The sequence below is a fragment of the Corynebacterium sp. HMSC074C01 genome, assembly GCF_001814605.1.
In the GTDB taxonomy this organism is placed as follows: Bacteria; Actinomycetota; Actinomycetes; order Mycobacteriales; family Mycobacteriaceae; genus Corynebacterium.
In genome coordinates this window covers 36,064-51,995 of the sequence record NZ_KV817279.1, presented here as the reverse complement: position 1 = coordinate 51,995, position 15,932 = coordinate 36,064, and the positions used below count along the sequence as shown (strand labels likewise).

14 protein-coding genes, 1 tRNA gene and 1 other RNA gene are annotated in these 15,932 nt (G+C 63.2%); 10 read left to right on the top strand and 6 right to left on the bottom strand.

Annotation, left to right across the window (positions count from 1 at the left end; translation table 11 throughout):
• The first annotated feature begins 20 nt into the window (after positions 1 to 20).
• Both HMPREF2978_RS06440 and HMPREF2978_RS06435 read left to right on the top strand, forming a co-directional pair.
• The gene (locus tag HMPREF2978_RS06440) at positions 21 to 824 is read left to right on the top strand and encodes a serine hydrolase domain-containing protein (RefSeq protein ID WP_070447498.1); all 804 of its coding nucleotides are present in this window, start codon (positions 21 to 23) and stop codon (positions 822 to 824) included.
• A gap of 400 nt (positions 825 to 1,224) precedes the next feature.
• Positions 1,225 to 1,674, top strand: a complete 450-nt coding sequence (locus tag HMPREF2978_RS06435; protein ID WP_070744683.1) for a hypothetical protein — start codon at positions 1,225 to 1,227, stop codon at positions 1,672 to 1,674.
• Positions 1,675 to 1,677: 3 nt separating this feature from the next.
• On the opposite strand, the gene HMPREF2978_RS06430 is transcribed toward HMPREF2978_RS06435, so the two are convergent.
• Both HMPREF2978_RS06430 and HMPREF2978_RS06425 read right to left on the bottom strand, forming a co-directional pair.
• A complete protein-coding gene (locus HMPREF2978_RS06430; RefSeq protein ID WP_070447492.1) occupies positions 1,678 to 2,457 on the bottom strand; it encodes an HAD-IIA family hydrolase in 780 nt (259 codons plus the stop codon).
• Positions 2,454 to 2,756, bottom strand: coding sequence for an acyl carrier protein (locus HMPREF2978_RS06425; RefSeq protein WP_070447489.1), 303 nt, complete (start codon positions 2,754 to 2,756; stop codon positions 2,454 to 2,456). The genes HMPREF2978_RS06430 and HMPREF2978_RS06425 overlap by 4 nt, the downstream gene beginning before the upstream one ends.
• A gap of 26 nt (positions 2,757 to 2,782) precedes the next feature.
• On the opposite strand from HMPREF2978_RS06425, the gene HMPREF2978_RS06420 reads away from it, so the two are divergent.
• Positions 2,783 to 3,796, top strand: coding sequence for an alpha/beta fold hydrolase (locus HMPREF2978_RS06420; protein WP_070447487.1), 1,014 nt, complete (start codon positions 2,783 to 2,785; stop codon positions 3,794 to 3,796).
• Between the two features lie 239 nt (positions 3,797 to 4,035).
• Here HMPREF2978_RS06420 and aceE read toward each other — a convergent pair whose 3' ends face one another.
• Positions 4,036 to 6,792, bottom strand: a complete 2,757-nt coding sequence (gene aceE, locus HMPREF2978_RS06415) for a pyruvate dehydrogenase (acetyl-transferring), homodimeric type (RefSeq protein ID WP_070447484.1) — start codon at positions 6,790 to 6,792, stop codon at positions 4,036 to 4,038.
• 173 nt (positions 6,793 to 6,965) lie between these two features.
• On the opposite strand from aceE, the gene HMPREF2978_RS06410 reads away from it, so the two are divergent.
• Positions 6,966 to 7,403: a DUF3052 domain-containing protein gene (locus HMPREF2978_RS06410; RefSeq protein ID WP_046647091.1), complete on the top strand. Its 438-nt coding sequence runs from the start codon at positions 6,966 to 6,968 to the stop codon at positions 7,401 to 7,403.
• 113 nt (positions 7,404 to 7,516) lie between these two features.
• A tRNA-Val gene (locus tag HMPREF2978_RS06405) sits at positions 7,517 to 7,589 on the top strand.
• Between the two features lie 832 nt (positions 7,590 to 8,421).
• Here HMPREF2978_RS06405 and HMPREF2978_RS06400 read toward each other — a convergent pair.
• Together HMPREF2978_RS06400 and HMPREF2978_RS06395 are read right to left on the bottom strand one after the other, a co-directional pair.
• Positions 8,422 to 9,384, bottom strand: a complete 963-nt coding sequence (locus HMPREF2978_RS06400) for an SURF1 family cytochrome oxidase biogenesis protein (protein ID WP_070744681.1) — start codon at positions 9,382 to 9,384, stop codon at positions 8,422 to 8,424.
• Between the two features lie 31 nt (positions 9,385 to 9,415).
• A complete protein-coding gene (locus HMPREF2978_RS06395; RefSeq protein WP_070526507.1) occupies positions 9,416 to 9,907 on the bottom strand; it encodes a low molecular weight protein-tyrosine-phosphatase in 492 nt (163 codons plus the stop codon).
• Between the two features lie 103 nt (positions 9,908 to 10,010).
• On the opposite strand from HMPREF2978_RS06395, the gene HMPREF2978_RS06390 reads away from it, so the two are divergent.
• The 5 genes from HMPREF2978_RS06390 to HMPREF2978_RS06370 all read left to right on the top strand — a co-directional run bounded on the left by HMPREF2978_RS06390 (position 10,011) and on the right by HMPREF2978_RS06370 (position 14,633).
• A complete protein-coding gene (locus HMPREF2978_RS06390) occupies positions 10,011 to 10,859 on the top strand; it encodes a Nif3-like dinuclear metal center hexameric protein (protein WP_070526509.1) in 849 nt (282 codons plus the stop codon).
• Entirely contained in the window at positions 10,860 to 11,576 is a 717-nt protein-coding gene (locus tag HMPREF2978_RS06385; protein WP_070526512.1) for a zinc ribbon domain-containing protein, read from the top strand.
• On the top strand, positions 11,573 to 12,742 hold the full coding sequence (locus HMPREF2978_RS06380) for a bifunctional RNase H/acid phosphatase (protein ID WP_070526515.1): 1,170 nt from the start codon (positions 11,573 to 11,575) through the stop codon (positions 12,740 to 12,742). Before HMPREF2978_RS06385 ends, HMPREF2978_RS06380 begins: the two co-directional genes overlap by 4 nt.
• A gap of 15 nt (positions 12,743 to 12,757) precedes the next feature.
• Positions 12,758 to 13,191, top strand: an RNA gene (rnpB, locus tag HMPREF2978_RS06375) — RNase P RNA component class A.
• Between the two features lie 38 nt (positions 13,192 to 13,229).
• Positions 13,230 to 14,633 carry an RNB domain-containing ribonuclease gene (locus HMPREF2978_RS06370; protein WP_070744680.1) on the top strand — a complete coding sequence of 468 codons (1,404 nt, stop codon included), beginning with the start codon at positions 13,230 to 13,232 and terminating at the stop codon, positions 14,631 to 14,633.
• On the opposite strand, the gene HMPREF2978_RS06365 is transcribed toward HMPREF2978_RS06370, so the two are convergent.
• Entirely contained in the window at positions 14,630 to 15,901 is a 1,272-nt protein-coding gene (locus tag HMPREF2978_RS06365) for a galactokinase family protein (protein WP_070526521.1), read from the bottom strand. The genes HMPREF2978_RS06370 and HMPREF2978_RS06365 overlap by 4 nt on opposite strands.
• Between the last annotated feature and the right edge of the window lie 31 nt (positions 15,902 to 15,932).

Genomic DNA, 15,932 nt, shown 5'->3' with positions numbered 1-15,932 from the left:
GCCCCGTTAAGCTGGAGCGCATGAGCGCTTTTTCTTCTCTTGAGTCCTGGCCAGTCGATACCGTTGCCGCCGCCTTGCTGCACCGCGGCGAGGTGGTAGACCAGCTGGGGGATACCTCCCGCCGCTTCCCGGTGGCCTCCGTGACCAAGCTGGTGGCCGCCTATGGGGTGATGGTGGCCGTGGAAGAAGGGGCAGTGGAGTTGGACCAGCCCGCGGGTCCGGAAGGCTCCACGTTGCGCCATCTTTTAGCTCATGCCTCGGGTGTGGGCTTTGATTCTCGCGAGCCGCAGAAACCCGTAGGGGAACGCCGCATCTACTCCTCGGCCGGCTATGAGTGGGCTGCCGAAGAGGTGGAGAAGGCCACCGAGATTCCCTTCGCCGAGTACCTCACTGAGGGCGTGTGCACCCCGCTGGGGATGCGGGCCACCTCCATGGAGGGCTCAGCCGGACACGGACTGGTCTCCACTGTGGAGGACCTCGCTGCCTTTGCTGCCGAGGTATCTTCGCCCAGCCTGCTCGATCCGTCGACTGTGGAGGAGATGCGCAGCGTTCAGTTCCCCGGACTGCGGGGTATTGTGCCCGGCTATGGCAGCTTCAAGGACTGCACGTGGGGGCTGGGTTTTGAAATCCACGGCGAGAAGCAGCAGTGGATGGGTGGCTTGCCTGCCGATGCCGTGGGGCACTTCGGCATGAGCGGTACCTACCTGTGGGTGGCTGGTGACTGGGCCATGGTTGCGCTCACTGACCGTGATTTCGGCGAGTGGTGTAAGCCGCTGTGGGCAGAGAGCAACACGGCCATCTGGCAGGAGTGCCAGGCGCGCTAGTCACGATTGCGCGGCAACGTTGAAGCTCGTCGCACCTGGCCACGCATGCGGCGACGGGGGTAGCAGGGGTGACTGTGGCGACAACGCGCGCGTGTTGCGCGCGTTTTCTTCTGTGGCTTAAGTGATTGGTGGGGCGAATTTTCGGATGGAAGTCTCAAGTTCTTGTTGAGACTGTGGGGGGCTTAAGTGCAGGTTGAGGGTTGTTGTGGCCCAAGTGGCGGGGGAAAATTGTGGGCACACAACGACGCACCGCGTGGCCACATACTGAGGCCGCACCAGGCGGTGTTCGCGCCTCGGCGCGAGTGACGTGATGAAGACAAGTTCGTAGGGGAAGACGAAGCTCGTCTTGCGTCGGCGTATGCCGGCGTGCCATCACTCGCACGTCAAAGGAGTTTAAGGAGTGAATCAACGCGTTCACCCGCAGCTAGCCGGTGCCGCCGCGCCGGCCGCTTCAGCCACCCCACTTGGCAGCCCGGCGGATAGTTGGCCCAACCGCGCCTGCGGTGAGGTCTGCACTGCCGTGCTGGAGATTTCAGGCATGCCGCGCAGCCTGCGCCCTGCCATCGAGCGCGCCATGGCGCGCTGTATTCGCAGTGAAAGCGAATTCATTGTGCCCGGCGATGATCCACTCACCGCCCAATGGTGCACCCGCTGGCGCCGCGATTCAGTATGGGATCCGATGAGCGGCCGCGCTCTCGGTAGCGCGGCCGCCGCCAACGCCGGTTGCGCCGGAATCGGCTGCCAGCAAGTGCTCACCGGAACGCCCAGCGAATTAGAAGCGCTGGGCCGCGCGGTCGAGATGCTGGCGGGGGAGTATGGGTTTCGGGGCGTCGTCAAGCGTGCGGTCTAAGCCCTAGTCCTCGAAGGGATCGAAGATGCGCTCCGGCAGGTCCGCCACGGAGTCAATGATGCGCGTCGGGCGGAAAGGATAGCGCTCGATGATGCGGTCATCGCTGATACCTGAGCGCACCAGGATGCTGCGCATGCCGGCCTCCAGACCAGACTTGACGTCGGTATCCATGCGGTCACCGATCATGACGGTATTCTCCGAGTGCGCGCCGATGTTGTTCAACGCACTGCGCATCATGACCGGGTTCGGCTTGCCCACGTAGTAGGGCTCGCGGTTGGTAGCTGCGGTGATGAGTGCTGCGACTGCACCCGTGGCCGGGAGTACGCCCTGCGGTGCCGGGCCCGTAACATCCGGGTTTGTGGCAATGAACCGCGCGCCGTTGCGGATGAGATTGATAGCCGTGGTGATGGCTTCAAAAGAATAAGTGCGGGTCTCACCCAAGACCACGAAGTCCGCGTCACGGTCATTGAGAATCCAACCGGCCTCGTGCAGCGCGGTGGTCAGGCCAGACTCGCCCACGACATAAGCCGTGGACAGCCCCGCTTGGTTGGAGAGGAAGGCCGCCGTGGCCGTCGCCGAGGTCCAGATGCGCTCCGCCGGGATGTCCAGGCCGGTGTTCTTCAGACGTGCGGACAGGTCCCGAGGGGTGGACATCGAGTTGTTGGTCAGCACCATGTACTCGATGTTGTTATCCTTCAGCGCCTGGATGAATTTATCCGCGCCGGGAATCATCTCCCCTTCTTTGATGAGGACGCCGTCCATGTCCGAAAGATAAGAAATCACGAGTGTTCCTCCAAGTACTCGGCAAGCTCGCCCACCGTGGTGACGGAGAGCATGGTTTCTTCGTTGAGGCGGACCCCGCAGGCTTCCTCGAGGCGCACGGCTAATTCGATGCGCTCGAGTGATTCAACCCCCAGGTCCTCCAAATTCGCTTCGCGCTCCAGGCCTTCCTCCACGCCGGTCACCTTAGTGATGAGGCGGGTGAGCTCGCTGTATGCGTCCCCGGCGGGTGCAGAGTCCTGCTCTTCTGCCGGTGTGGAGCCGAAGCGGGCTTGGAGTTGCGCTGAAAGGTCATTAGCCATGGGGCCCAGTCTAGTATTGAAATGTCATGGTTATTCGAGCACGTTCCTCCGCCATCGCCCGCAGCTGGTCGCGCCGGGCCCGCCCCCGCATGCGCGCTGTCGAGCATACCGTCCACAACGAGCTGCATGATCTCACGACAGAGCCGGGCCTGACTGGGGTGACTGACTCCGGTTTCGTGGATAACGACGGCGTGCGCGTGGCGTGGTATGAGGTGGGCCCGCAGGATGCGGAGGTCACCGCGGTCTTCATCCATGGCTACTGCCTGTCGGCTGAGAGCTTCTACTCCCAGGTCAACGACGTGCGCAACAACTACCCATCGGTGCGCTGCTTGCTTGTCGACGTCCGCGGCCACGGCCAATCCACCCACGTCGCCCCCGCGCAGTGCACGGTTCGGGGCGCGGCCGATGATGTGCTGGCCGTCATTGCCGAGCGCGCCGCCGAGGGGCCCTTGGTGCTCCTCGGGCATTCGATGGGCGGGATGATTGCGCTGAATCTTTTGCGCCGCGCACCGCGGGATGTCTTTGAGCGCGTCGAGGGAATGGCGCTGGTGGCCACCTCGATGCAGCGCTTTGCAGCCGAGGGCGTGGCGCGTGTCTTGGAATCGAAGACGCTGGGCATGGTCTACCGCGCCTGCCTGAAGCTGCCGAATCGGCTCAACCGCGTGCGCTTCGAGGCAGCGGCACTCATCGCCCCGGCCTTTGCAGCGTTGCTGCAGGGCTTCCCGCAGATGGACAAGCTGCAGTTCCACGTGGCGATGCTGCTGGATACCCCGATGTCGAGTTACGCGGGCTTCTTCGATGACTTGGTGGAGCACTCCGAATTTGGTGCTACGGCCCGGTTGCGCAGCGTGCCGGGGGAGATCGTGGTGGGCGAGCATGACATTGTGACCCCGCACCGCCAATCAGAGGTCATTGCCCGCCACTGGCCGGACTCCACCCTGACCGTCATCGACGGCGCCGGCCACATGGTCATCTTGGAAGAGCCCAGCGAGGTCTCCAAGGCTTTGGGCCGGGTCCTCGATCGCGTGCTCGGCAGCTAGTCCTCGCTGCTGGTGGCTGCTGGGCCTTGTATTAGCGTTGACTGGGCCTCCTGTGGTGGTCGAACTGCCCGTCCTGCCAAAGTTATAGGCTCTGATTCAAGATCTGGGCAGAACTTTGGCAACAACGACAGTTGGCTCCTGGACTTAAAGCAAGAAGAATGCCCCTCCTGCCCGAGGTGGGGCAGAAGGGGCTGGAGGGCTTGGGGCTTTGACGCTCTAAGCCTTATTCCTCGTCAGACTTAGTCCTCATCGGAGGACGTGGAGGTGGTGGCCGTCGGGTCATCGAGCTTCAGCTCGCGAGCTGCCTTCTCCACGGTGCTGCGCTCCACCTTGCCCTCGCGGGCCAGGCCCTCGAGAACGCCGACGACGATGGACTCGGCGTCGGTGTTGAAGTAGCGGCGGGCGCCCTCGCGGGTATCAGAGAAGCCGAAGCCGTCTGCGCCTAGGACGATGTAGTCACCCGGGACGTAGGGGCGGATCTGCTCCTGCAGGTCCGTGGCGAAGTCGGAGACACCGACGAACGGTCCCTCGAAGCCCTTGAGCTGGGAGGTGGCGAATGCCTCGGTCGGCTCAACGCCCTTGCGCAGTGCTTCCTGGTTGCGGGCGGCGCCGTCGCGAGCCAGCTTGACCCAGGAAGTGACGGAGAACAGCGAAGCCTTGACGTCGTAGTTCTCAGCCAGGATTTCCTGTGCGCGCAGGGCCTCGTACATGCCCACACCGGAAGCCAGGATGTTGGCCGGGATGGAGCCGGACTCGGCGGTGTTGTAGTGGTAGATGCCCTTGTGCAGGCCCTCGACGTCGAGGTTCTCCGGCTCGGCAGGCTGCTTGACCGGCTCGTTGTACACGGTGATGTAGTACATGATCGGCTCGTTGTCCTCGCCGTACATGCGCTCGATACCGCGCGGAACCAGGTGGGCAATCTCGTAGCCGAAGGCCGGGTCGTAGACCTCCACGGCCGGGTTGGTCGACGCCAAGATCGGGGAGTGGCCGTCCATGTGCTGCAGGCCCTCACCGGTCAGGGTGGTGCGGCCGGCGGTCGCACCAATGATGAAGCCGCGGCCCAGCTGGTCGCCGGCAGCCCAGAAGGCATCGCCGGTGCGCTGGAAGCCGAACATCGAGTAGAAGATGTACAGCGGAATCATCGCCTCGCCCTGGGTGGCGTAGGACGTCGCTGCTGCGGTGAAGGACGCTGCAGCACCAGCCTCAGAAATACCCTCGTGCAGAATCTGGCCGTCGGCAGCCTCGCGGTAGGAGAGCATGAGGTCATGATCCACCGGGACGTAGTTCTGGCCGCGCGGGTTCCAGATCTTGAGAGTCGGGAACCAGGAGTCCATACCGAAGGTGCGGGCCTCATCCGGAATGATCGGAACGACGCGCTTGCCCAGCTCCTTGTCACGCATGAGCTCCTTGAAGGTACGCACCAGAGCCATGGTCGTGGCAACGTCCTGCTTGCCGGAACCCTTGCGAACCGAGCGTAGCTTGGACAGATCCGGGGCGGTGAGAGTCTCGAAGTTCTCACGGCGCTCCGGCAGGAAGCCGCCCAGCTCTTTACGACGCTCCAGCATGTACTTGATCTCCGGAGCATCCTTGCCCGGGTGGTAGTACGGCGGCAGGTACGGATCTGCCTCGAGCTGCTCGTCGCTGATCGGGATGCCCTGCTTATCGCGGAAAAGCTTCAGATCCTCCAGCGTCAGCTTCTTCATCTGGTGGGTCGCATTGCGGCCCTCGAAGTTGTGGCCCAAGCCGTAGCCCTTAATGGTGTGGGCCAGGATGACCGTCGGGCGGCCGGTGCCTGCGTAGCTCAGCGCCTTGTCGTATGCGGCGTAGATCTTGCGGTAGTCGTGGCCGCCGCGGCGCAGTGCCCAAATCTCATCATCGGACATGTCCTCCACCAGCTTGAGCGTGCGCTCATCGCGGCCGAAGAAGTGCTCGCGCACGTAGGCGCCGTCGTTAGCCTTGAAGGTCTGGTAGTCACCATCAGACGTGGTGTTCATGATGTTGACCAGGGCGCCGTCCTTATCGGCTTCCAGCAGCTTGTCCCAGCCGCGGCCCCAGACAATCTTGATGACGGACCAGCCGGCACCGCGGAAGAAGGACTCCAGCTCCTGAATGATCTGGGTGTTACCGCGCACCGGGCCGTCGAGACGCTGCAGGTTGCAGTTGACCACGAAGGTCAGGTTATCCAGCTCGTAGAGGGAGGCCATCTGCAGCAGACCGCGGGACTCCGGCTCATCCATCTCACCGTCACCCAGGAAGGCCCACACGTGCTGCTTGGAGGTGTCCTTAATTCCGCGCTTCTCCAGGTACTTGTTGAAGCGTGCCTGGTAGATGGCGTTGATGGGGCCAAGGCCCATGGACACAGTGGGGAATTCCCAGAAGTCCGGCATCAGACGCGGGTGCGGGTAAGAAGGCAGGCCATTGCCCTCACCGCGGGAGTGCTCTTGGCGGAAGCCATCGAGGTCCTCCTCGCTCAGGCGGCCCTCCATGAAGGCGCGGGCGTAGACACCCGGGGAAGCGTGACCCTGGAAGAAGACCTGGTCACCGCCGGAGGGATCATCCTTGCCCTTGAAGAAGTGGTTCAGGCCCACCTCGTACAGCGGGGCAGCGCCCGCGTAAGTAGAGATGTGTCCGCCGACGCCGATACCCGGGCGCTGTGCGCGGTGCACCATGATGGCCGCGTTCCAGCGGATCCAGCGGCGGTAGCGCTTCTCCAACTCCTCATCGCCCGGAAACTCCGGCTCCAGGGAGGTGGGGATGGTGTTGACAAAATCCGAGGACGTCAGGGACGGCAACGGCACGCGCTTTGCGGTAGCGCGCTCGAGAAGACGCAGCATGAGGTAGCGTGCGCGCTCCGGATCGGAAGAATCGAGAAGACCGTCGAGGGAGTCCATCCACTCGCGGGTCTCCTCTGGGTCGGAGTCATGCAGGTATGCTGCCACGCCATCGCGAACGATGGGGAAGTTGGAGTCGCCGTTGTGGGCGTCCAAGTCGGCCATTAAATCCTCCTGGTTCGTAGTACAAAGATCTTTCTCTAGGATACGCGCCCCTTTCAAGGTGGGTCACTCGGAGGCCCCCACGGGTGGTTTTATGGGGGAAAATGTCCACCTCTGGGCAAGATCGGGGGCGGTTCGACGCGAAAAAGTGCACCGTAGACGTTAAAATACTCTGCATGACATCAACGACTTCATCGGAAGGAACTCAGCGAGTGACGGGATTTGCAGCCAAGCTCGGTATCGAGGAGGGCCAGATTGCCCTGGAACTTGGCTGGGACGAGGACTGTGACTCCACGATTTCTGAGTCCATCGAGGACGTGTTGGGGGAGGACTTCCTCGAGGAGGAGACCGACGAGCTGTGTGACCTTGTGCTGCTGTGGTGGCGCGCGGAGGACGGCGACTTGGTCGATGGGCTGGTGGATGCCACCCGTCCCCTGGGTGATTCCGGCCGCATCTGGCTGCTGACCCCGGGCGCTGGAAAGCCGGGCAACCTGGAGCCGGGTGAGATCTCCGAATCCGCACAGCTGGCCGGCCTCGTACAGACCAAGGCCGAGCGCCTCGGCGAGTGGCAGGGTTCGTGCCTTGTGGCCCGTGGCTACACCAAGAAGCCCTAAGGAATAATCGCAGGATATACCTGCTCAGGCGACATTCGCAGCGGCGAATCATACCCCGATTTGTTGCTGCGGGTGCCTATGGGCTAATCTTGTTCGAGCACACCAAGTGCACTGCGGCTTTAGCTCAGCTGGAAGAGCAACTGGTTTACACCCAGTAGGTCGGGGGTTCGATCCCCTCAGGCCGCACAAAATGAAACCCCTTTCCGTTAAGCCGGAGAGGGGTTTCGTCGTGCTCGGAGGGCGCCCGCGGGTGCTCTAGGGCGAAGGCCGCTTTGGTGGTCGGTGCAGATGAGGACTGCTCCGGCTGCTTTGAGTCGGGTGTGTTGGCGTTCGGGGGGGTGGTCAGGGTTTAACCCTAGCGAACACTTGGTATGGTTCCGGAATTAGTGTTTGGTTAGGGTATACCTCAAAAGTGAAGCTTCCTAGAACAATAGCCGAACGATGTAATCCGGGTGGGGGAGAAGACTAACCACACAAACCCGCGCTAAAACAGCAAACATGTATTGAGGAGGATGGCATTGATGCGTAAACAGAAAAGCGCGGCTTACTGGTGGAGCGTTACTGTCGTTGTAGTGCTGTTCATCGCAACGCTTGTAATCAATTATCTAGCAGGACTAAGTGCTGATGAATCATACTTTGGAGCACATTGGTGGCATCGTCTGGCGTGGGTTACGCCACTGTTGTTCTTGGCTTCTTTGATTTGGGCCTGGTTCGAGCACAGGAAGGTGCATCGGTATCCGCATTGACCCGTATTTAGTAGCGTCGGGCGTGAATGAGAAGGAAGCCTTTGCGCTTGGGCGAAAGATGCTTTTTGCTCTAGTGGGGAGTGTCGATCGGGCCTAACCTCCCCCCCGACGCGTCTACTTTCCGGGGTCAGGCCCATGTCTTCGTCCCAGTTGAGAAGGCAGTTCTCAGCGGTGCAGCCAGCGGCTTCAAGAATACTGTCGGAAATCTCGGTTTCGGTCGCTTCTCGCGTCCGTGTAATCGCGTTCATGATCGTCCCCTTTGGGGGCCGAGGCTAGTAGCGCTCCTGACCGCGCTCACGGATCCTCTCGTAGAAGTCCGGCTTGGCGGAGCCATAGCGTGAGCGGGAGCGGCGCGAAGGCTGCGTGGCAGCCGCAGGCGTCGTAGCATCAGAGTGCTCGCCGGAAGGCTCCTCGTGCTCAGAGATATCGGCGTCCGCGGCCGCATCGGGGGAGCCGGCGCCTGTGCCAATAGCTGCCGCAGTGGCCTCAGCCATCAGGGCTTCCTCCTCGCGGGCGCGTCGGCGCTCCCGAATCTCTGACCACACGAAGTACGCGAAGCCCAGCGGCGCCATCACGCCGAAGGCGATCCACTGGTAGCCGTAGGAGAGGTGATTGCCGCGGTCCAGCTTCGGCACCGGCAGCGCATTCAGCTCACCGGGTTGCTCGGGGGAGAGTTGGAGGTAGTCGTGGGCGAGGGGGACGTCGACAAGCTCTGCTATCTGCTCCGTATTGATGGAGTAGACCTGGGTGTATCCCTGCTCCTCAATGGGGGAGGAGGAGTGCTCGCGCTCGTTGTAGCGCGCCATGCCCACGATGGTGACTTTGTCGTTGGGGGCCGGATCGATTTGGGGCACGGAATTGCCCTCATCCGTGGGCACCCAGCCGCGGTTGACCAGGAAGGTCTCACCGGATTCGGTTTCAAAGGGGACCAGTGACTGGAAGCCCGGGGCGGACTCCACCGGGCGCAGACGCAAGAGGACCTCATCCTCCGGAAGGTAGTGGCCGGTCAGCTCCGCGCGTTCCCACTCCTTGTGCAAGGAGCCATCCTCAGCAAAGACCTCGGTGACCGGCTGGGGCTCGGCCTCATAGGCTTCCTCAATGAGGTGGTTGCGCTCCACAATCTGGTCGTCTTTATTCAGCTGCCATGGTGCCAGCACCGTGAAAGAGAAATAGGAAAAGGCGACGACGAAGATGAGAAAGAGCACCCACCCAGGCTTGAGGAATGTCTTGAGCATGATGATCAGTCTAGTAGCCGCAAAAAATTATCTAGCCGTGGTTCGTCTTAATCCACTCGAGTAGGCCCGGAACGGCGGCATCAATCTCCTCGCGGGTGCGGGCGAAATCCTCTTCCGTGCCGTAGAAAGGATCCTCCACACTGGCATCTTCCGGGGAGCTCGGATCGAAGCTGCGCATGAGGCGCACCTTCTCCTGCGGAATGCCGCGATCCAAAAGGGCATCGCGGTGGCCGGCGTCCATGGCCACGAAGAGGTCTGCGTCCATGTGCTCTTCGCCCAGTTGGGCAGCCTGGTGGCCGGCACCATCGTGGCCGCCGCGGCGCAGCTCAGCGACGGCGCGCTCATCCGCGCCCTGGCCCACGTGCCAGCCACCGAGGCCGCAGGAGTCCACGCGGGCGAGGAGATCGAGCATGTCAGTCTCCATGGCATCGCGGGTAATGATTTCCGCCATGGGTGAGCGGCAAATGTTGCCCGTGCACACGAAGACGATGTGGAGCTGGTTGTCGTTCTCCGGAGGCGTCATGCAAAGTCTCCTTAAGCTAGAGGGGTGCGCTGGCGAACGAAAGCTAGGATATAGCAGCGACGCGACTGACGTGAAACCTCAAGCCGTATAAGGAGCAAACGAGATGGCAGAACGAACGACCGTTGGCGAGATCCGCCGCGTGATCCACGAGGCCTACCCGCCGCAGCTGGCCGAGCCCTGGGATGCCGTTGGCCTGGTGTGCGGTGACCCCACGGACGAGGTGAATACCGTGGCCTTTGCCTTGGACTGCACCCAGGAGGTGGCAGACAAGGCCGTGGAACTCGGCGCGCAGATGCTCGTGGTGCATCACCCGCTGCTTCTGCGCGGGGTGACTTCGGTGGCAGCGGATACACCGAAGGGCAAGGTCATCCACACGCTGATTCGCAACGGCGTGGCCCTGTTGGCCGCGCACACCAACGCGGATAAAGCCCGCCCGGGTGTCAACGACAAGTTGGCTGAGCTCGTAGGGATCAAGCCCGGCCGCCCCATCGTCCCGGTGGAGCCCTATGAGAATCTCGATGAGGCCTTGGGGTTAGGGCGCGTGGGCGAGCTGGAGGAGCCGGTGACGCTGCGCGAATTCACCCAGCGGGTGGCCGATGCCCTTCCGGAAACTGAATGGGGAGTACGCGCGGCCGGCGACCCGGAGCGCATGGTGAAGAAAGTGGCCGTCTCCAGCGGCTCGGGGGATTCCTTCCTGGACCAGGCGGCCGCGCTCGGCGTGGACGTCTATGTCACCTCCGATTTGCGCCACCACCCGGTAGATGAGCACCTGCGCGCCGCGCACCTGGCTAAGCCGGAGGGCCCAGCCGTGGTGGATACCGCTCACTGGGCCAGCGAGTTTCCCTGGACTGCCCAGGCGCGCGATATTGTGGAGGACGCATTGCGCGTGAACACCGAGATCATCGATGTCCGCACCGACCCATGGACGATTTCTGCGCATAAGGAGAACTAAATGAAACTGCCACAGGACCTGCAGAACATCCTGCTGGAGCTGGCCACCCTCGAACGCTCCCAGGCACACGGTGGAACTCCCACCATCCCGGAGCAAGAGGAATACGAGAAGGCTCAGGCTGCACACGCCCGGCTTGTCGACGCCTCCGGCTCCGCCCAGCTCGCCGTCGATGACATGGAGATGGAAATCCTGCGCATTCAGGCTGATGAGCGTAAGCTGCGCCAGCGCGAGCGCGATGACAAGGCACAGCTTGGCGCCGCGACCGATCCGGAGACCCGCAAGGACCTTGAGCACGATCTCTACGCGGCTAAGTCTCGCATTGCGGATCTCATGAGCGAGCTGCAGGAAGCCCACAACGAAATCCACGCACTGCGCGCCAACCTGGACGTCCACGGCGCGAAGGTCTCCGATTCTGAGCGCAAGCTCGAAGTGCTCAAGCGTGCGGCCGAGGCTGCCCAAGAGGCCGCGGCGAACCGCCCGGACCCGCAGGTGCGCATCGGCGAGCTGCGCGAGCAGCTGCCCGCGGATGTCTTGGAAGAATACGAGACCGTGCGTGAAGAAAACGGTGTGGGTGCCGCTGCTTTCACCGGGCGCGGTTGCGGCGGTTGCTTCATCATTCTGCCGCCGGCCGAGCAGAACGCGGTGCGCAACGCGGCGGCCGACGAACTTCCGCAGTGCTCTGATTGCGGCTCCTACCTGGTGCGCTCGGCCTCATGAAGCTAGTCATCTTTGCTGATGGCGGCTCCCGCGGCAACCCCGGGATAGCCGGTTCTGGCACGGCGGTCTACAACGAGGACCGTTCGCAGCTGCTCAAGGAAATCGCCTACGTCGTGGGCCAGAAGTCCACCAATAACGTGGCCGAATACCACGGCTTGCTGCGTGGCCTTGAGGCAGCGGTGGAACTGGGCGCAGACGAGGTGGAGTTCTACATGGACTCCAAGCTCGTGGTGGAGCAGATGAACGGGCGCTGGAAAATCAAGCACCCGGACATGCAGAAACTCGCCATCGAGGCACGCCGCCTGCTCAACCAGATTCCGCGCTTTAGCCTCGAGTGGGTCCCGCGCGCCAAGAACTCGGTGGCCGATGAGCTTTCCAACGTGGCCATGGATGCCGCCGCGAAGGGCGAGCCCGTGGGTGTCGTAGGCGGCTCGGATAACGCGCCTGAGCCTGCAGCCGCTGGCACTGCGGCTGAGTCGGAGGCCGGAGACGAAGAGACGTCGCCAAGCACGGCGTCCTCAACCTCGGCTGACTGGCGCTCCGAATGTGGCCCGGCCACCCGCTTCATCCTGCTGCGCCACGGGCAGACGGCGATGTCCGCCGCCAAGCAGTACTCCGGGCGCGCAAACCCCGAGCTCACCGAGCTGGGCAAGAAGCAAGCGCTCGCCGCCGCCCAAGCCTTGGCCGATACCCACATCGATGCCGTGGTGTGCTCGCCGCTGCGCCGCTGCCAGCAGACGGCCGCGGCCGTGGTGGAGGGCCGTGACCTGCGCGTGGAAACCGTCGAGGACCTTATCGAGGTGGACTTTGGGCGCTGGGAAGGCAAGACCTTCGCCGAAGCCGATGCCGCTGACCCCGAGCTCCACGCGCGCTGGCTGAAAGATACCTCCGTGGCCTGCCCGGGAGGGGAGTCCCTGCGCGCCGTGCACCGCCGTGTCAGTGCTGCGCGCCGCAAGCTGCAGCAGCGCTACGAGGGGCAGACCGTTCTCGTGGTCTCCCACGTCAACCCCATCAAGTCCTTCGTGCGCCAGGCCCTCGATTCCGGACCGCAAACCCCCAACCACCTGTTCCTGGAACTAGCTTCTGTGAGCGAGGTCGAATTCTTCGACGGCGGCAGCACCCTGCACCGTTTCAACGATGTGGGGCATCTGGGCGCGCTGCGATAAACTAACAGGCGCGAATGAGCCGACCGGGCAAACGCGTTCCGTCGAACCGGTCCCGTTATGGGACTAGGCGCGGGCCGAGGAAAGTCCGGACTCCATAGAGCACGGTGGTTGCTAACAGCAACCCGGGGTGACCCGCGGGAAAGTGCAACAGAGAGTAGACCGCCGCGTGCCTCCACTGCGTTTCGGCGCGGCGTGGGGCACGCGGTAAGGGTGAAAGGGTGCGGTAAGAGCGCACCAGCACCGTCAGTGATGGCGGTGGCTGGGTAAACCCCACTGGGAGCAAGGCATCACGGCCCGCCACGCTAGCGGGCCCGATCAGGCGTTAGTAGGTTGCTCGCCGAAGCCTGAAGGTAGCTGCTTGAGCCAACTGGCAACGGTTGGCCTGGATGGATGTTTGCCACCGCGCTGCGTGCGCGGCACAGAATCCGGCTTATAGGTTGGCTCATTCGCGCCCTACACTTTTATTTTTTTGGAACAATGGGGCGGCATGAAACTATATGCCGCGCCCCTGGACTTTCGGCCCATCGCTGAGGAGTTTTCCGTTCCGACCGACTTTCCAAAGGAAGTCGCCGCCCAAGCAGCGTCCGCGCAGGACTGCTATGCCGAGCAGCGCCGCGACGCCCGGGACATCCCCCTGGTGACCATCGATCCGGCCGGCTCCAAGGACTTGGACCAGGCCGTCTTCATTGAGGCGCGCGAGGGCGGTTACCGCGTGCTTTATGCCATCGCCGATGTTGCCGCTTTTATCGAACCGGGCTCCGCGCTGGAGACCGAGTCCCTGAAGCGCGGCCAGACCATCTACTTGCCGGATGAACCGGCGCGGTTGCACCCGGCGGAGCTCTCGGAGGACAGTGCTTCGCTGCTTGCCGACGTTGACCGGCCCGCCGTCCTCTGGACCTTCGACCTCGACACTGCGGGTGAGGTGGAGGACTTCTCGGTGGAGCGCGCACTCGTGCGCAGCCGCGCCCGGCTGGACTATGACCAGGTCCACGCGGACTTGGAGAATGGCACTTTGCATTCCTCGATCGCCTTGCTGCCGGAGGTGGGAAAGCTGCGCCAGGCTTCTTCACTACGCCGCGAGGCGATCAACTTGCGCATTCCCTCGCAGCGCGTATCCGAAAGCAGCGATGGGGAGAAAGGCCACTACGAGCTGGTCATGGAGCCGCGGCATGAGGTGATGGATTATAACTCGGAGATTTCCCTGCTCACCGGAATGTGCGCGGGGAGGCTGATGGAATCACGTGGAGTTGGTTTCCTGCGCACCCTATCGGCGGCAACCCCGGAGGCCGAGGCAACTTTTCGCTTGGAAGCGGAGGCCCTGGGCTTCGAGCTGAGGGAGCGCAGCATCTCGGAATTCCTCCATTCCGTGGATGCGGATTCACCGCGCGGGATGGCCGTGATGCGTGAGGCCCAGCGGCTTTTGCGCGGCGCGGACTACGTGTGGCTGGAGGATGGCCAGGCGGACGTGCACGCGGGAATCGGCGGCTACTATGCGCACGTGACCGCCCCGCTGCGGAGGCTTGTGGACCGCTTCGCCACGGAGGTCTGCTTAGCACTCAGCGGCGGCTACGAGGTTCCGCAGTGGGTGCGCGAGCGCGCTGGGGATGTCATTTCCACAATGCGCTCGACATCGCAGCTGGCCTCCCAGGTGGATAAGGCCTGTTTGAACCTGACGGAGGCGACGGTCCTGGAGCCGTGGGTTGGCACCAACTTCGAAGCTGTCGTGGTTGATGGTGGGATAAAGCGCGAGAAAGCACGGCTCTTCGTGCTAGACCCACCGGTGATGGGGCAGGCCGTGGGCCACCCGGAGACCGGCAAAGAAACGATGGTGTCCTTGGTTAAGTCCGACGTTGAGGAGCGCGATGTGCTTTTTGCGTGGCCGGCGGACTAGTCCTCGGTGATTGCTGGGCTTCCGGCAGTAAGCGGGACGACAAGAAGGCCGTCCTCGGCCAAGTCGGCCGCGAAGTTTGTGGCCTTGGCACTTGGCACGTAGGCGATGACCGCGGAGGAAGTGCCGGCGTGAGCAGAGCGTGAGGCGACGGCACCGCGGGCGGTGGCCAGCTGCGCGAGCTTCTCTGCGGAGTTGAAACCATAGACGGTGGCCAAGGCAGACTGCGACTGCGTGAGAAGTGGGAAAAGCTCGGTGCCGCGGCGGGAGCGCAAAGCACGAGCAATGCCTTCGGCGCGCTCAGTTTCCTCCGAGTAGAAGGTCAGCCATGCCGTGGCTTGGGCGATGGTCGGCTGGTTCTCGGTGCCGTGCACCTTGTGGACCGCAGCCAGCCACTCGAGGACGCGCTGGGGCGCATCCGGCAACAAACGCAGCGACGGCGTGCCGAAGGCGCGGCAGGCGGCGTCGATGAAACGCTCGCGGGCGCGAATCTCCGTCACGGCCTCAGCGGAATCAGCATCCCCTGGCACGGCCAAGGCGAAAGCCGCAATGTCCTTGTTGATCATGTGGGGCGCCTGGGTCACGGAGCCGTCGGCGTAGTCGATGATGGTGATGGACTCACCTGCGCCGCGCAGGGCAGCGGAGTGGCGAGCGCGCAGTGCGGGGAATCGCGCGAAGGTGCCAACGGCTTGGGAACAGACCTCTGCGATGCGGGCACGCAGCGGGGCGTCATGCAGATCATCCGCGGTGCCGAGCAACGCCAAAGCGGTGGCGATGTCGATGGCTGCGGCGGCACCGAGACCGGTTGAATCGGGGATATCGTTGACCACGGTGATATCGGCACCAGCTGTTTCGCGGGTAAGGAGCTGGCGGTTGATCATGGTGTAGATGATGCCGCCGAGGCGCGCAGCGATGGCCCCTTCGGGTGCAGGGGGGTCGATGGGCTGGCCTTCGGAATCGACGCTGGGCTGCTGCTGCGCGGCAAGAGCAGAAACCTGTTCGAGGGAAATCTGGTCTTCAACGGTTTCGCCGTTGGTGTGCTCTAGGCGAACCTTGACCAGTCCGTCGCTGCGGGGGCTGACAGCTGTTGCCGCGCGGATATCGGCGAGTCCCATGATGGCGATGCCGTCGTAGTGGTCGATGTGCTCGCCGATGAGTGCCCAAGTGGCGGGGGCGCTGGCGACATGCGCGGAGTCAGCACCCACGTTTTCGCGGTGTGCGGCGCGAACGCGGTCGACGGCCGGGGTCGAAGGGGCAGTCCACAGGGGCATCGGGAAGGTTCTCCTTTGCTGGTGGCGATGT

Bases quoted from the DNA above. Each gene is read 5' to 3' on its own strand.
- HMPREF2978_RS06440 (WP_070447498.1), top strand. From the start codon at position 21: ATGAGCGCTTTTTCTTCTCTTGAGTCCTGGCCAGTCGATACCGTTGCC.
- HMPREF2978_RS06425 (WP_070447489.1), bottom strand. From the start codon at position 2,756: ATGGCTAATGACCTTTCAGCGCAACTCCAAGCCCGCTTCGGCTCCACA.
- HMPREF2978_RS06420 (WP_070447487.1), top strand. From the start codon at position 2,783: ATGGTTATTCGAGCACGTTCCTCCGCCATCGCCCGCAGCTGGTCGCGC.
- aceE (WP_070447484.1), bottom strand. From the start codon at position 6,792: ATGGCCGACTTGGACGCCCACAACGGCGACTCCAACTTCCCCATCGTT.
- HMPREF2978_RS06410 (WP_046647091.1), top strand. From the start codon at position 6,966: ATGACATCAACGACTTCATCGGAAGGAACTCAGCGAGTGACGGGATTT.
- HMPREF2978_RS06400 (WP_070744681.1), bottom strand. From the start codon at position 9,384: ATGCTCAAGACATTCCTCAAGCCTGGGTGGGTGCTCTTTCTCATCTTC.
- HMPREF2978_RS06395 (WP_070526507.1), bottom strand. From the start codon at position 9,907: ATGACGCCTCCGGAGAACGACAACCAGCTCCACATCGTCTTCGTGTGC.
- HMPREF2978_RS06390 (WP_070526509.1), top strand. From the start codon at position 10,011: ATGGCAGAACGAACGACCGTTGGCGAGATCCGCCGCGTGATCCACGAG.
- HMPREF2978_RS06385 (WP_070526512.1), top strand. From the start codon at position 10,860: ATGAAACTGCCACAGGACCTGCAGAACATCCTGCTGGAGCTGGCCACC.
- HMPREF2978_RS06380 (WP_070526515.1), top strand. From the start codon at position 11,573: ATGAAGCTAGTCATCTTTGCTGATGGCGGCTCCCGCGGCAACCCCGGG.
- HMPREF2978_RS06370 (WP_070744680.1), top strand. From the start codon at position 13,230: ATGAAACTATATGCCGCGCCCCTGGACTTTCGGCCCATCGCTGAGGAG.
- HMPREF2978_RS06365 (WP_070526521.1), bottom strand. From the start codon at position 15,901: ATGCCCCTGTGGACTGCCCCTTCGACCCCGGCCGTCGACCGCGTTCGC.